General features: G+C 39.0%; 9 protein-coding genes. All 9 read left to right on the plus strand.

The genetic code is table 11. The features are described 5' to 3' along the window. The first annotated feature begins 159 nt into the window (after positions 1-159). The 9 genes from ACN5J7_RS05770 (at position 160) to ACN5J7_RS05810 (ending at position 15,841) form a co-directional block, all read left to right on the plus strand. Complete coding sequence (locus ACN5J7_RS05770; protein ID WP_418603236.1) at positions 160-2,406, plus strand: GH92 family glycosyl hydrolase; 2,247 nt, start codon at positions 160-162, stop codon at positions 2,404-2,406. 28 nt (positions 2,407-2,434) lie between these two features. Beyond that, entirely contained in the window at positions 2,435-4,312 is a 1,878-nt protein-coding gene (locus ACN5J7_RS05775) for a sodium:solute symporter family protein (RefSeq protein WP_418603161.1), read from the plus strand. A gap of 96 nt (positions 4,313-4,408) precedes the next feature. Further along, positions 4,409-5,380 carry a glycoside hydrolase family 130 protein gene (locus ACN5J7_RS05780; RefSeq protein WP_311942020.1) on the plus strand — a complete coding sequence of 324 codons (972 nt, stop codon included), beginning with the start codon at positions 4,409-4,411 and terminating at the stop codon, positions 5,378-5,380. A 49-nt stretch (positions 5,381-5,429) separates the two neighbouring features. Continuing rightward, entirely contained in the window at positions 5,430-6,503 is a 1,074-nt protein-coding gene (locus tag ACN5J7_RS05785; protein ID WP_418603162.1) for a carbohydrate-binding family 9-like protein, read from the plus strand. 4 nt (positions 6,504-6,507) lie between these two features. Continuing rightward, complete coding sequence (locus ACN5J7_RS05790) at positions 6,508-7,659, plus strand: glycoside hydrolase family 18 protein (protein ID WP_418603163.1); 1,152 nt, start codon at positions 6,508-6,510, stop codon at positions 7,657-7,659. 29 nt (positions 7,660-7,688) lie between these two features. Next, the gene (locus tag ACN5J7_RS05795; RefSeq protein WP_418603164.1) at positions 7,689-8,828 is read left to right on the plus strand and encodes a putative glycoside hydrolase; all 1,140 of its coding nucleotides are present in this window, start codon (positions 7,689-7,691) and stop codon (positions 8,826-8,828) included. A gap of 2 nt (positions 8,829-8,830) precedes the next feature. Continuing rightward, positions 8,831-11,038, plus strand: a complete 2,208-nt coding sequence (locus ACN5J7_RS05800) for a GH92 family glycosyl hydrolase (RefSeq protein ID WP_418603165.1) — start codon at positions 8,831-8,833, stop codon at positions 11,036-11,038. A 15-nt stretch (positions 11,039-11,053) separates the two neighbouring features. Next, the gene (locus ACN5J7_RS05805) at positions 11,054-13,378 is read left to right on the plus strand and encodes a family 20 glycosylhydrolase (RefSeq protein WP_418603166.1); all 2,325 of its coding nucleotides are present in this window, start codon (positions 11,054-11,056) and stop codon (positions 13,376-13,378) included. Positions 13,379-13,480: 102 nt separating this feature from the next. Beyond that, positions 13,481-15,841 (plus strand): PSD1 and planctomycete cytochrome C domain-containing protein, encoded by a 2,361-nt coding sequence (locus ACN5J7_RS05810; RefSeq protein ID WP_418603167.1) that lies wholly within the window; start codon positions 13,481-13,483, stop codon positions 15,839-15,841. The last annotated feature ends 4 nt before the right edge of the window (positions 15,842-15,845 follow it).

Below are 15,845 nucleotides of genomic sequence, written 5' to 3' on the forward strand. Positions count from 1 at the left end.
TTTTATTAAAGAAAAAAGCAATATGTCTATTTTAGTGGTAAATCAAAAGAGCGCATGTTTTTGTTGTTTAGCTATGCTACGCTGTTATTAGTCTAAAATACTTAACCACGCCGTTAAAATTGAAGATATTTATTTAATTTATAAAAACGATTTAAAATGTTGAAAAAATACACCGTTATAATTCTTGTTTTCGTTGCTTTTATTTCTTGTAAAAAAGAAGATAGAAAGCCAGTTCAGAACACATTGAAAAACACCGCTTATGTCGATCCGTTTATTGGAACGGGCGGTCATGGGCATACCTATCCGGGGGCAACTGTGCCTTTTGGGATGCTTCAGGTAACGCCCGTAAATGGTATTAGTGCCTGGGATTGGTGCTCGGGCTATCATTATTCCGACTCCATTGCGGTTGGTTTTAGCCATTTGGCATTAAGCGGAACGGGTATTGGCGATTTGGCCGATATACTGTTTATGCCCATAAATAAAGAGGTTGATTTGTCGCCTACACCATTATCGCGCGATTCTTTAAACTACAAATCCAAGTACAGTCATAAAAACGAAAAAGCATCACCGGGCTATTATCAAGTGTTTTTAGAAGACCATAACGTAAATGTGGAGTTAACAACCGCCTTACGAACGGCGTACCACAAATACACTTTTGATAAAAACGATACACAATCTGTGGTGATCGATTTAGGCTTTGCCATTAATTGGGACAAAGCGCTACAAACCTCGATAACTATTGAAGACGAACATACCATTAGCGGATATAGATTCAGCAAAGGTTGGGCGGCAAACCAAAAAGTGTTTTTTGTGGCTAAGTTTTCAAAACCCATAACAAAGCATCATATTTATACCGATGGAAATCGTGTTGAGAAGACAACTTCCGAAGGCATAAAAACATCAGCCCAATTATTTTTTGATGCTCAAGATTCATCTGAATTATTCACCAAAGTAGCACTCTCTTCCGTAAGTATTGAAAACGCTAAAGACAATCTGGAAACAGGCGATTTTAATTTCGATACGGTTAAAAATGAAGCCGAAGATACTTGGAATGAAGCCTTAACAAAAATTGAAGTTGAAACTCCAATCGACTCGCTAAAAACCATATTTTACACCGCTATGTACCACGCACAAGTGGCACCGGTAACTTTTAGCGATAAAAACGGACAATTCAGAAAAGAAAACGATGAGATTGTAACAGCCGAGAATTACACCGCTTACTCCACACTATCGCTTTGGGATACGTTTCGGGCCGAACATCCGCTGTTAACGTTTGTGGCAACCGGTAAGGTTTCAGACATCATCAATAGCATGTTGGCCTATTACGAAACCAAAAATATTTTACCCGTTTGGACGCTCTATGCCAATGAAACCAATACGATGACGGGCTACCATTCCATTCCGGTTATTGTTGAAGCCTACCTAAAAGGCATTCGTGGTTTTGATGCCGAAAAAGCTTTTGAAGCCATGAAAACCACAATGATGCAAGACGAACGCGGATTGAATCATTACAAAAAGCACGGATACATTCCGTATAGTTTAATAGACGAATCGGTTACCATTACTTTGGAGTATGCTTACGACGATTGGTGTGTGGCGCAAATGGCGAAAGCTTTAGGAAAAAATGACGATTACGAGTTTTTCTTGAATCGCTCAAAGGCTTACGAATATTTATTTGATAACAAAACAGGATTTATGCGTGGAAAATCTGAAGATGGAAAATCGTGGAACGAACCTTTCGACCCCAAACACTCCAACCACAGAGAACAAACCGATTATACTGAAGGCAACGCGTGGCAACACAGTTGGTTTGTGCCACATGCTGTAGATGATTTGATTACCTTGCATGGTGGCAACGACACTTTCACCAACCGATTAGAGCAACTGTTTACCGAAAGCTCTGAAATTACAGGCGATAATATCTCCGCAGATATTACGGGACTTATCGGGCAATACGCCCATGGTAACGAGCCGAGTCATCATATCGCTTACATGTTCAATCATGCCAACCAACCTTGGCGCGCTCAATATTGGGCACGTCATATTATGGATACGCAGTACAACACAACGCCAAACGGACTGAGCGGTAATGAGGATTGCGGACAAATGAGCGCGTGGTATGCTTTAAGTTCTATTGGATTGTATCCTATGAATCCCGCTTCAGCGGAATACGAAATTGGAAGCCCGATTTTCGAAAAAGCAAGCATTGCTATTTCCGAAGGGAAATCGTTTGTAATTGAAGCAGAAAACGTTTCAGATAAAAACATATATATACAATCGGCAACCTTAAATGGCACAGATTTTAATCAAACCACAATTTCACATAGCCAAATTATGGAAGGTGGTACCTTGAAATTTGTTATGGGAAGCGAGCCCAATAAAAACTGGGGAACGGCCAATAACTAAAAACTAACCAACTAACAACCAATCTCAAATGGATATCATTGATGTATCAATAATTGTAATCTACATTGTATTAACTTTAGGTGTAGGTATTTGGATTTCTAAAAAGGCCTCAAAAGGATTAGATTCTTATTTTTTAGGCGGAAATAGTATCAAATGGTATTATTTAGGATTGAGCAATGGCTCGGGAATGTTCGATGTTTCGGGAACAGCGTGGATGGTGGGCATCCTGTTTTTATACGGTGCCAAAAGCTTTATGTTTATGTGGATTTGGCCTATTTGGAACCAAATCTTTATTATGATTTTTCTTGCCGTTTGGATTCGCCGCTCGAATATTATGACGGGTTCCGAATGGATTTTAACTCGTTTTGGCGATGATAAAGCCGGTAGAGCATCACATCTAATAGTCGCGATTTTTGCCATTGTGGCATCGATTGGTTTTATCGCGTATTTCTTTGAGGGCGTTGGTAAATTTATGACCATTATTTTACCCTGGGATTTAACGCTTAACATGGGCAATAGCACCCTCTTGCTGTCCGAACAAAGCTATGCCTTGATTATTATTTTCCTAACCACAATTTACACCATAAAAGGTGGTATGTTTTCGGTTGTTGCCACCGAGGTTTTACAATACGGCATTATGGTTTTGGCTGGTATTTTGGTAGCTGTTTACGCTTTTGTAACCATTTCTGATGCGCAAATTGCAGCGGTTATTCCAGATGAATGGACTTCACTGGCATTTGGGATGGAACTTGAAGGTTTCTGGGACGGGAAACTACAGGCTTTTAACGATTTAATAGATTCCCAAGGTTATAAAATGTTTGGGGCATTTATTGGAATGTCTTTATTTAAGGGCATTTTTGCAAGTATTGCGGGCCCTACACCAAGTTACGATATGCAACGTATTTTATCGACACGCTCGGTTAAAGAAGCGGCCTACATGAGTGGTTTTACCAACTTAGTGCTTTTTATTCCACGTTACTTATTAATTGGTGGTATTGTTGTTATTGCTTTGGTTTTTTTAACCCCAGAATTGGGTGCATTGGAAAGTATAGGGTCTAACGATTTGGAAATTATTCTTCCAAAAGTAATTAATTTTCATGTGCCTGTGGGCGTAAAGGGCTTGTTGTTGGCCGGACTTTTAGCGGCGTTTATGTCAACCTTTTCAGCATTTGTAAATTCTGGTCCTGCCTACATTGTAAACGATATTTATAAAAAATACTTTAAACCCGAAGCCTCGCCAAAACATTATATAAAAGCAAGCCATTTGGCATCATTTGCTTTGGTAATTGTTGGTGTGATCATGGGGTTCTTCGCAGACTCCATAAATTCATTAACCTTATGGATTACCAGTGCGCTTTTTGGCGGTTATGTAGCGGCAAATTTTTTAAAATGGATATGGTGGCGTTTTAACGGATGGGGCTATTTTTGGGGTATGTTAGCGGGGTTAATTATTGCAACCCTTCAGTTTTTATTAGATCAAAACAAGGCTAATTTTGAAGTTGGTACTTGGCTTCACGATTTAGCACAAATACCAGCTATTTATATATTTCCTATTATATTTTTTGTATCGCTTTTAGGGTCGTTTTTAGGCACGTGGCTTACGCCAGCAACCAATATGGAAATCTTAAAAAGTTTTTACAGCAATGTAAGGCCATGGGGTTGGTGGAATCCCGTATATAAAGCACTTAAAAAAGAAGACGAATCGTTTACAAAAAACAAGGGTTTTATAAGCGATATGATGAATTGTATTGTTGGTGTAGTCTGGCAGTCTAGCATGATTTTACTGCCTATTTATTTTATAGTAAGAGATTATCCAAAAACTTTGTGGGCTTTGTTGGTTTTTGCCATAACCTCCATAATATTAAAATTCACTTGGTTAGATAAAGTAAAAAAGTATAAGAATTAAATTTAGGGGTTGTATTTTTGTTATATTAATTCGAGGCAATCGAATGAACGGTAAACAAATTATAAAAAAGAATTCTCTCATATAAAAAATTAAAAAATGCAAAACAGACCTTTTCCGTGGCAGGATAAACCCGAAAATTGTCAAGATGTTATATGGCGCCATAACGAAAACCCTATAATAGACAGATATAGTATTCCAACCTCAAACAGTATATTCAATAGTGCCGTAGTGCCTTTTGAAGATGGTTATGCCGGTGTTTTTAGGTGTGATAATAAAGCGGTACAAATGAATATTTTTGCGGGCTTTAGTAAAAACGGTATCGATTGGGAAATCAATCACGAGCCCATTAAAATGCAAGCAGGAAATACCGATATGATTGAATCGGACTATAAGTACGATCCGCGGGTGGTATTCATTGAAGACCGTTATTGGATTACCTGGTGCAACGGCTATCACGGGCCAACTATTGGCATTGGTTATACTTTCGATTTTAAGGAATTTTTTCAATGCGAAAATGCCTTTTTACCTTTTAACAGAAATGGGGTTCTTTTTCCTCAGAAAATCAATGGAAAATACGCCATGTTAAGTCGCCCAAGCGATAATGGGCACACACCATTTGGCGATATTTATGTTAGTTACAGCCCAGACATGAAATATTGGGGCGAACACCGCTGCGTGATGAAGGCAACCGCTTTTGAAGATAGCGCGTGGCAATGCACCAAAATAGGCGCAGGCCCAATCCCTATTTTAACCAAAGAAGGCTGGTTAATGATTTACCACGGGGTTATTACAACCTGTAACGGATTCCGCTATGCTATGGGTGCGGCACTGTTGGATGAAAACGAACCCGATAAAGTTAAATACAGAACACAACCCTATTTATTAGGGCCGGCAGCACCTTACGAATTGATGGGCGATGTGCCAAACGTTGTATTTCCGTGCGCCGCTTTGCATGATGAGAAAGAAGATAAATTGGCTATTTATTACGGAGCAGCCGATACCGTTGTAGGATTGGCTTACGGGAAATTAAGCGAAGTGATTCAGTTTACAAAAGACAATAGTTTGTAGAAAAAAGTGCGTGTAGTATTTAAAGTTAAAAGTGCCTAAAGTTTTTAAAATGAATATGAAATTTAACTTTTTAACGGTGATTTTTAGTTGTTGGAGCATGTTGAGTTATGCACAACCCAAAAAAGAAATTATCCCACAAACTTATGTGGCGCATAAAATTTCGGAGCCTATAACTATTGATGGTAAAGGAGATGAAGCCGTTTGGGAAAAAGCAGAATGGACTGAAAATTTTATTGATATTGAAGGCGATAAAATCCCGAAATATCAAACCAATGTAAAAATGCTTTGGGATGAAAACTACTATTACATTTTAGTCGAAATGAAAGAACCACACGTTTGGGGCGATATTACCGAACGTGATGCCATTGTTTTTTTTAACAACGATTTTGAAGTGTTTATAGACACTAACGGCGATACACATAACTATTACGAATTAGAAATAAATACACTCAACACGGTTTGGGATTTGTTTATTAACAAGCCTTATCGCGAAGCTGATAATGTAGCCTTAAACGATTGGAATTATACCGGTTTAAAATCGGCTGTAACTGTTGATGGCACACTAAACAATCCAAATGATATCGATAAAAGTTGGACGATGGAAATCGCTATTCCGTTTAAGGATTTACGAACTGCGTACCATCAAGATAATGTACCGAGAGACCAGTTTTATCGAGTAAATTTTTCAAGAGTGAATTGGGACCACGACATTACAAATGGCAATTATGCTCGTAAAAAAGATGAAAACGGTAAATTTTTGCCCGAGTACAATTGGGTGTGGTCACCAACGGGGGTTATCAATATGCATCTACCGGAAACTTGGGGTTATGTGTATTTTTCTTCGGAAGAAGTTGGTAGCAAAACCACCTTCACAATGCCAAATGATGAAAAAATCAAATGGAAGTTATACGAGCTTTTTCGCGCTAACAAGGCGTATTACAGAGCCAATAAAGTTTCGGCAGCATCAGTTAATGACTTAAAAATGCCTAAAATTAGTATTGATGGCCATGAAATAAAACCAACTATCGAAAACCACAGCTTTGGATGGACGATTTCCGTGAAAAGTCCATTTTCAAACAACTTATTAGTTATAAAAGAAGACGGATTATTTTTTAATAAGTAAATAAATGAAACAGTTAGCATACATCGTATTAGCAGCTCTTTTCTTGGCATGCTCAAACGGCGCTGAAAAAAAATCAGTTCCAAAAGAAGTTGAATCAACCGAAAAAAAATCAAATAAAAATTATAAAATAATTGGCTACGCGGCTGGTTACGAAGATTATGATTTTTCAAAAATCGATGCTACAAAACTAACACACATCAATTTTGCTTTTGCCAATATTGTGGAAGGTAAAGCAGCATTCGAATTGGACACCGATGCCGCAAAAATTGCCACTTTAATCGGTCTTAAAAAACAAAATCCAGACTTAAAAGTATTGTATTCTGTTGGGGGCTGGGTGTGGTCCGATCAATTTTCAACCATGGCTGCTTTTGAATCATCAAGAAAAAAGTTTGCCGAAAGCTGTGTGGTTTTGTTGAAAGAACACGGTTTTGATGGTGTGGATTTAGATTGGGAATATCCGGGGCAGCGTGCGGAAGACAATATTTTTCGTCCGTCAGATAAAGATAATTTCACCTTGCTTTTAGGCGACATTCGTAAAGCTTTGGATGCTCAAGGCAAGAATGACAACACCCATTATTTGTTAACCATTGCCACCGGTGCAGACCAAGCGTACATTAACCATACCGATTTGGAAAATGCCCACAAACATCTGGATTTTATCAACATTATGTGTTACGATTATTTTAATGGCTGGATGCATCAAACGGGGCATCATGCTAATTTACATCCATCGGAAAAAGATAAATACGATGTAAACAGTGGAGTTCAAGCTGTTGAAAGACATATAAAAGCGGGTGTTCCTGCCGACAAATTGGTTATGGGCATTCCGTTTTACGGACGCCAATGGGCCAAAGTAAGTTCTACAAAAGATGGTTTGTACGAGCCAGCTAACGAAGGCGGAATGATTGTTCCGTATTGGGATATTGTAGAAAAAATAAAATCTGGCAACTACAAAAAAGGCTATGATGAATCTGCAAAAGCGTCTTATTTATGGAATGCCACAGACAGCATTTTTATTTCGTACGATACGCCAAAAGATGTACAAATAAAGGCTGAATACATAAAAGAAAAAGGTTTGGGCGGTGCCATGTTTTGGGAATATAGCTTGGATAAAGACCAAGAGTTGCTCAATGCGCTTTATAAAAATATCAAGTAGTCGCTCAACAAGATTTAAAACGAAACAAAATGAAAACACTAAAATTATTTTTAATTTTCGCAATTTTATGTAACACATTGGCTTGTAATCAAACAGAAAAAAAGCAGAGTGAAATAACCGATGCCAATTCGGAACTTGCTACAAAAAGCGTCACCGAATCTTCGTTTGAGTTTGGTACTTGGATAACTTCAAACAAAAATAAATCCGACGTCGATTATGCCAAAGAATTTAAACGTTACAAGGCTGGTGGTATTGATGAACTTTTAATAAATACAGGCACAGACCCCAAGGAATTAGAGCGTTTGGTGCCCATTGCAAAAGCCGAAGGTTTAAAAGTGCACGCGTGGATAATGGCCGTAAACAGGCCGGGAGATAAGGAAGCGTTAAAGCATCCGGAATGGTACCAAGTGAGTCGCGATGGAAAATCGTGCTTCGATACGCGTCCGTATGTGGGCTATTACCAATGGTTGTGTCCAACACGAGAGGCATCTCGAAACCACATATTAGCTTTGGTTGAAGGATTGGCCAAAGTTGAAGGTATAGCAAGTGTGCATTTAGATTACATTCGTTTTCCGGACATCTTTTTACCCATCGGATTACTGCCAAAATATAACCTTGTTCAAGACGAAGAACTACCGGAATACGATTTTTGCTATTGCGATGTTTGTGTGAGCGAATTCGAAAAAATCCATCATAAAAACCCAAGAGAAAGTAAAAACACGGCTATTGATATGGAGTGGAAAAACTTCCGATTAAACGCTATTCGTACCTTGGTTAACGATGCTTATAAAATTGTACACGACAATAATAAACTGTTAACGGCGGCAGTGTTTCCGTATCCGGAAATGGCAGACCATATGGTGCGCCAACGTTGGGATAAATGGGATATCGATGAGGTTTATCCGATGATTTACCACGGGTTTTACAACGAAGAAATCGATTGGATTGGTTACGCTACAAAACAAGGGGTTACCGATGTAAGGAATGAAGGTATCGTGATAAATACGGGTATTTATATGCCAGATTTCAAATCGGTTGACGAGTTGAAACAGGCTATTATGTATGCCAAAAACAACGGTGCAAAAGGCGTTACGTTTTTTGATGGCCCAACCTTAACCGATGCTTATTTAAATACGATAAAAGAAACCAAAGCCTTAATCAACAAGTAATCATGTTTAAAAATAGTTTCGTTTTAATCATAGTTTGCATGTTCTTTTTTAGCTGTGCATCGGATAAAGATGAATCCGTTACCGCTAAAAAATTAACCCATTATGTCAATCCGTTTATAGGAACCGATGGCCCCGGAAACACCTATCCCGGAGCAACAGTACCCTTTGGCATGGTGCAACTAAGTCCCGATATTGGTATTCCTGGTTGGGACCGAATTGCGGGATATTTTTATCAGGATTCCATTATTTCTGGCTTTTCGCACATGCATTTAACGGGCACCGGAGCAGGCGATTTATACGATATTTTGGTCATGCCTACCAATAGCAAGTTTAATAAGCGTATCGAAGCCAATGGTTTTAGGCCTTTTTCTAATTATTCGCACGATAAAGAAGCGGCATCACCCGGTTATTACAGCGTCGATTTATTGGATTATGGCATTAAGGCCGAAGTTACCGCCACCAAACGCACGGGCATCCATAAATACACCTTCCCGAAAGATAGCCTGTCGCAAATCCATATCGATTTGGGATATGCACTTAATTGGGACGCGCCAACCGACACCTATATTAAAGTTGTAAACAATACCACAATTGAAGGCTATCGCAAATCCACAGGTTGGGCTACAGACCAGCGCGTGTATTTTCAAATGGAATTTTCAAAACCTTTTAAATCCCATCAATTGTATCAAAATGATACGCTAACTCAAAATTCCGCGAAAGCGAAAAACACCAAAATCATTTTAAATTTCAATACAAATGAAGACGAGGTAATTGTATTAAAAACGGGACTTTCAACAGGGAATATTGAAGGTGCAAAACTATCATTAAAAACCGAAGCCCCTCATTTTGATTTTGAAACTTACAGAAAACAAGCCGATAGTATTTGGGAAAATCAATTGCAAAAAATAACGATTGAAACCCCAAACGAAACCCAAAAACATATTTTTTATACCATGCTTTACCAAAGCATGTTGGCGCCCACGCTTTTAAGCGACCATCATGGGAATTACAAAGGTGCCAACCATACCATGATGTATGCCGATGGTTACGAGCGATACGACACCTTTTCGTTGTGGGACACGTACAGAGCGGCACATCCGCTGTACACCATTATGCATCCTGAACGCGTGGTAGATATGATAGAATCTTTATTGGCGCACTACAACGAAACCGGGTTGTTGCCCGTGTGGTCCATGCAGGGTAACGAAACCAATATGATGATTGGCTATCATGCCATTCCGGTAATTGTTGACGCCTATTTTAAAGGCATCGATTTTGATGCTGAACGCGCATACGAAGCTTGTAAAGCAAGCGCGATGGATGATGGCAGGCAGATTGATGTGTATAAAAAACTAGGCTTTATTCCTGTTGATGAAGCGCACGAAAACTGGTCGGTTTCCAAAACATTGGAATATGCTTATGGCGATTGGTGTGTGGCGCAATTTGCAAAAGCTTTAAATAAAACCGATGATTACGAGTACTTTTTAAAACGCTCAGAAAATTGGAAGAACATGTACGATGCAAAGAGCACTTTTATGCGTCCGAAAGTAGAAGATGGTACGTTTATAAAAGATTTTGTGCCCAAGGATTATTCGGCTTATTTCTGCGAAAGCAACGCATGGCAATATTTTTGGTCGGTACAACACGATGTAAACGGGCTCATTAAAACCGTTGGTGGCAACGAGCGATTTGAGCAAAAGCTGGATTCGATGTTTACGTTAAATCCGTTGCCAACCGATAAATTGCCCATTTTCAGCACAGGCATGATTGGGCAATACGCACAAGGCAACGAACCCAGTCACCACGTGGCCTATTTGTACAATTACATTGATAAACCTTGGAAAACCCAAAGCAGGATACGCGAAATCCTTGAGACCCAATATAAAAATGAACCGAACGGCCATTGCGGTAATGAGGATTGCGGACAGATGTCGTCGTGGTATATTTTTAGTAGTTTGGGCTTTTATCCGGTAAATCCGGCGGAAGGTTTGTATCAATTCGGTTCACCGCTTTTTGAAGAAGCCACCATTAATCTGGAAAATGGAAAACAATTTAAAATTGAAACCATTAACAATACCGAAACCAATAAATACGTAGAATCCATTACATTAAACGGTAAGGAAATCAATAGAAATTACATCACCCACAAAGAAATAATAAACGGCGGAACGTTGGTTTTTAAAATGAACAAAACGCCCAATAAGCATTAATAAATAAATAGACTGATGAAATTAAAAGTAGTATTAGTATGCGCATTAAGTTTGATTTTTTTTGGTTGTAATACCAAGGAAACCAAGGTGTTTACCGAAAGTGATATTCAGGTTATTCCAAAACCTGAAAGCCTAAAATTAAATGAAGGGAACTTTCAGTTTAACGAAAGCACGACATTTTATGTTGCCGACGACGCACAATCTGCTGCGGCACAAATTTTAATCGACAGATTTAAAGTGGCCCAAGGATGGGATTTAAAAACGGTTGATACTCAGCCAAAATCAAATTACATTCAATTTAAAACTTCCGAAGATATTGAAGACGAAGGATATAAATTAATGGTTGAAAATGATGTGATAACGATTGAATCCAACGATTTTAACGGATTTCTATACGGTATTCAAACCTTAAGGCAATTGCTGCCACCAGCAATTGAATCGGAAACAAAAACAGCCGATGCACATTGGGTAATTCCTAATGTTGAAATAGCTGATAAACCGCGTTTTGAATGGCGTGGGTTGATGCTTGACGTGTCGCGTCATTTCTTTCAAAAGGAATATATTAAAAAAACGATTGACCGATTGGCGTATCATAAAATGAACACCTTTCATTTTCATTTGATAGACGACCAAGGTTGGCGTATCGAAATTAAAAAATACCCGAAACTTACCGAGGTTGGTGCTTGGAGAGTCGATCAGGAAGATAAGCCATGGGATGGTCGATACACGCCAGAATTAGACGAAAAGGCAACATACGGCGGTTTTTATACCCAAGAAGATATTAAAGAAATTGTGGCTTACGCCGAAACCCGTGGTGTTACCGTTGTGCCAGAAATAGAAATGCCAGCGCACGTTACCAGTGCCATTGCCTCGTATCCGGAACTGTCGTGTTTGGAAAAACCAGTGCCTGTACCATCGGGTGGTTTATGGCCAATTACCGATATTTATTGCGCAGGTAAAGATTCTACTTTCGAGTTTTTAGAAGATGTTTTGGTTGAGGTCATGGAATTATTCCCTTCAAAATATATTCATGTTGGTGGCGATGAGGCTACAAAAACCAATTGGGAAAAATGTCCGCATTGTAAAAAGCGCATGCGGGATGAACAGCTTAAATCTGTTGAAGAATTACAGAGCTATTTCATCAAGCGCATGGAGCGTTTTATTAGCTCAAAAGGACGTGTGCTTATAGGTTGGGATGAAATTTTAGAAGGCGGTTTGGCACCCGGAGCTGCAGTGATGAGCTGGCGTGGTGTTAAAGGAGGATTGGAAGCTTCGGAACAAGGTCACGATGTGGTAATGACCCCGGGAACACATTGTTATTTCGACCATTATCAAGGGCCAATGGATACTGAGCCTTTAGCATGGGGTGGTAATACGCCAGTAAGTAAAGTGTATCAATTTGATCCTATTGTTGACACCATGAGTGAAGAACAAGCCAAACATGTTTTGGGCGGTCAAGCCAATTTATGGGCAGAACATATTACGACCGAGTCCCATTCGGAATATATGATTTTTCCAAGATTGGCAGCCTTATCCGAAGCGCTTTGGAGTCCGAAAGCCAGTCGGGATTGGGATGATTTTTCATCTCGTATGGAACACCTATTTGAGCGTTACGAGCTTCAAGGCATCAATTACGCTAAAAGCGCGTACACCCTAACTTCGGATGCGCAAGTTGACGAAGCCACAAACACGATTACCGTGTCGTTGAAAAATGAGTTTCCCGTGGCCGATATTCGATATGCCTTAAATGATTCACCCCTAGATGAAACCGCAACAACTTATACGAAACCCATTGAAATCAATTCGACTACAACCATAAAAGCATCGCTTTTTGAAGATGATAAGCCCGTTGGAAAAGTATTCGAAAAAACGTTTAATTACCATAAAGCGGTTGGTAAAAAAGTAATTTATAACAATATGTACAGTGATAGTTACCAAGGAAAAGGTGCTGCAAATATGGTAAATATTGTTCGTGGTACTAAAAACTTCCACGATGGCCAATGGCAAGCGTGGATAGCCAAAGACATGGAATTGACCATAGATTTAGAAGATGAAACCGAAATTTCCAATGTTTCTGTTGGTGCCATGGAAAGCCAAGGCCCAAGTATTTATTTTCCAACGCAGGTTGAAGTATTGGTATCTAACGACGGAAAAACATTTACAAGAGTTGGAAAAATAGACCGACCTTATAAAAACAATCCAGGAATTACACTTAAAGATTTTAGCATTGATTTCGATACGCAAAAAGTGCGATTTGTTAAAGTAAAAGCTAAAAGATATAACAGAACCGATAGGGATGATGGTGTATGGATTTTTATTGACGAAATCATTGTGCGCTAAAACCATCTATCAAGCTATGGTATAGTGTTATTCGTCGAATTTTTTTTGATTAACTTTATATTCTACTTAATATAAATGTTTTACTAAAAAAAATCGGCAACAATGGCAAAAGGCAAATATTCAAATAATCGTTTTGTTTTAGTGCTCTATTTTTTAGTGCCTTTTGCCATTGTTTTATTAATAAAGTATGGTTTATCTATTTCAGATAGTTCGTACCAATCTATTGGTGAAGCAAATTCTACCGAGAAATCCAATTCAGATTCCACCGAAAAAATAAATAATCTACCGGATACCATTGATTATATATTTGATGTTAAGCCCATTTTATCAGATCGCTGTTATTTGTGCCACGGACCCGATGAAGGTACGCGCGAAGCAGGTTTAAGGCTAGACACCCAAGTTGGTGCTTTTAAGGCCATTGAAAAAGATGATCTGTATAAACACGTTATCGTGCCCGGGAACCCCGAGAACAGTAAATTGGTGTATAAAATTACCAATACCGATTTACAGCAAGTCATGCCACCACCGAGTTCTAATTTAACCTTATCGGAATACGAAAAGCAAGTTTTAATTAAATGGATAGAGCAAGGTGCAGAATGGAAATCACATTGGTCTTTTGTACCAACCGTAAAGAAAGAACTTCCCAAAGTAACAAATGAAGAATGGGCAAGTAACGCCGTTGACCGTTTTATCGCAAAACGATTGGAAAAAGAGGGCTTGAAACCATCTGAAGAGGCTTCAAAAGAGCAGTTGATTAGAAGAGTTTATTTTGATCTTACAGGGCTACCGCCATCTATAGAAGATATGGATGCGTTTTTAAATGACGAGACACCCAATGCTTACGAAAAGGTAGTTGATAAACTATTGGCATCAAAGGCCTACGGCGAGCGTATGGCAGCCACTTGGTTGGATATTTCCCGATATGCCGACACACACGGTTATCAAGATGATTTAGAGCGTGTTATGTGGCCTTGGCGCGATTGGGTAATTAGTGCTTTTAACAGAAATATTCCTTATAACGAGTTTGTTAAATGGCAGCTGGCAGGCGACTTAATACCCAATGCGACACCAGAGCAAATTGTGGCTACGGCGTTCAACAGAAATCATAAAATAACGCAAGAAGGCGGTGTGATTGATGAAGAATATCGTGTGGAATATGTTATGGATAGGGCCAATACAACATCAAAAGCCATCATGGGTTTAACCATGGAATGTGCTAGATGCCACGACCATAAATACGACCCGATTTCGCAAAAAGAGTTTTATGGGTTTTATGGTTTTTTCAATAAAGTAGATGAAAAAGGACAAATTGATTATGGCGAAATTCCTCAACCCAACATTGAAATCACCCAAAAAGAAATCGATGAAACCCTGGCATTTATAAACTTGCCAGACTCCATAAAAGCCATTAAGCTAATGGTGATGAAAGATAATGCACCCGATAGAAAAACCTATATTTTAAAACGCGGACAGTATGATGCACCGGACGAAGAAGTTGAGTTGGGCACGCCAAATTTCATTTTAAAATATTCAGATTCGCTTCCAAAAAACAGATTGGGGTTAGCACATTGGTTGTTTGATAAAGATAATGCGCTCACAGCAAGAGTTGCAGTAAACCGTATGTGGCAACACATTTTTGGTGTTGGTATTGTGTCAACTTCAGACGATTTTGGAAATCAAGGAGCCTTACCATCGCACCCGGAATTATTGGATTGGTTGGCCGTAACCTTTAGAGAAGAAGGCTGGGATATGAAAAAAATGTACAAGCGTATGGTCATGTCAAACACCTATAAACAAACATCTAAAATAACGCCCGAATTATTGGAGGTAGACCCAAGTAATGTGTTATTGGCAAGATATTCAAGAAGCAAATTAACCGCAGAAATGATACGTGATAATGCTTTGGCGGTAAGCGGTTTGTTGGTTGATAAAATTGGCGGGCCTAGTGTAAAACCCTACCAGCCACCCGGACTTTGGGCAGAAACAACATCAGGACAAGGCCTTACAAAATACATTCCAGATACTGGAGAAAACCTATACAGACGTAGTTTGTACACCTTTTGGAAACGAACCGTTCCGCCACCATCAATGATGACGTTTGATGCGCCAACCCGGGATTTTTGCGAAGTTAAACGTCAAAAAACAAGTACGCCATTACAGGCTTTGGTAATGCTTAACGACCCACAACTCATAGAAGCTGCATCGCATTTGGCTAAAAAAACATTAAAAGACAAAACATTGTCGGAAGATGAAAGGGTAAAACTGATATTTAGAAAAATAACCTCTCGTTTCCCTACGGAAGTAGAATTAGATCAACTCATTCAATATGTTGAAACCGTTGAAACTGATTTTGAAAATAATTCAGATATTAATAAAACTGAAAACACCTCAAAAACCGAATATGCTTATACCTTGCTTTCGAGTATGATTTTCAACTTGGACGAAGCCATTATTAAAGGATAAAATC

It is taken from the genome of Hwangdonia sp. (genome assembly GCF_048381975.1).
Lineage (GTDB): Bacteria > Bacteroidota > Bacteroidia > Flavobacteriales > Flavobacteriaceae > Hwangdonia > Hwangdonia seohaensis.

Coding starts and splice junctions, on each gene's coding strand:
- ACN5J7_RS05775 (WP_418603161.1), top strand. CDS start 2,435: ATGGATATCATTGATGTATCAATAATTGTAATCTACATTGTATTAACT.
- ACN5J7_RS05780 (WP_311942020.1), top strand. CDS start 4,409: ATGCAAAACAGACCTTTTCCGTGGCAGGATAAACCCGAAAATTGTCAA.
- ACN5J7_RS05785 (WP_418603162.1), top strand. CDS start 5,430: ATGAATATGAAATTTAACTTTTTAACGGTGATTTTTAGTTGTTGGAGC.
- ACN5J7_RS05790 (WP_418603163.1), top strand. CDS start 6,508: ATGAAACAGTTAGCATACATCGTATTAGCAGCTCTTTTCTTGGCATGC.
- ACN5J7_RS05795 (WP_418603164.1), top strand. CDS start 7,689: ATGAAAACACTAAAATTATTTTTAATTTTCGCAATTTTATGTAACACA.
- ACN5J7_RS05800 (WP_418603165.1), top strand. CDS start 8,831: ATGTTTAAAAATAGTTTCGTTTTAATCATAGTTTGCATGTTCTTTTTT.
- ACN5J7_RS05805 (WP_418603166.1), top strand. CDS start 11,054: ATGAAATTAAAAGTAGTATTAGTATGCGCATTAAGTTTGATTTTTTTT.
- ACN5J7_RS05810 (WP_418603167.1), top strand. CDS start 13,481: ATGGCAAAAGGCAAATATTCAAATAATCGTTTTGTTTTAGTGCTCTAT.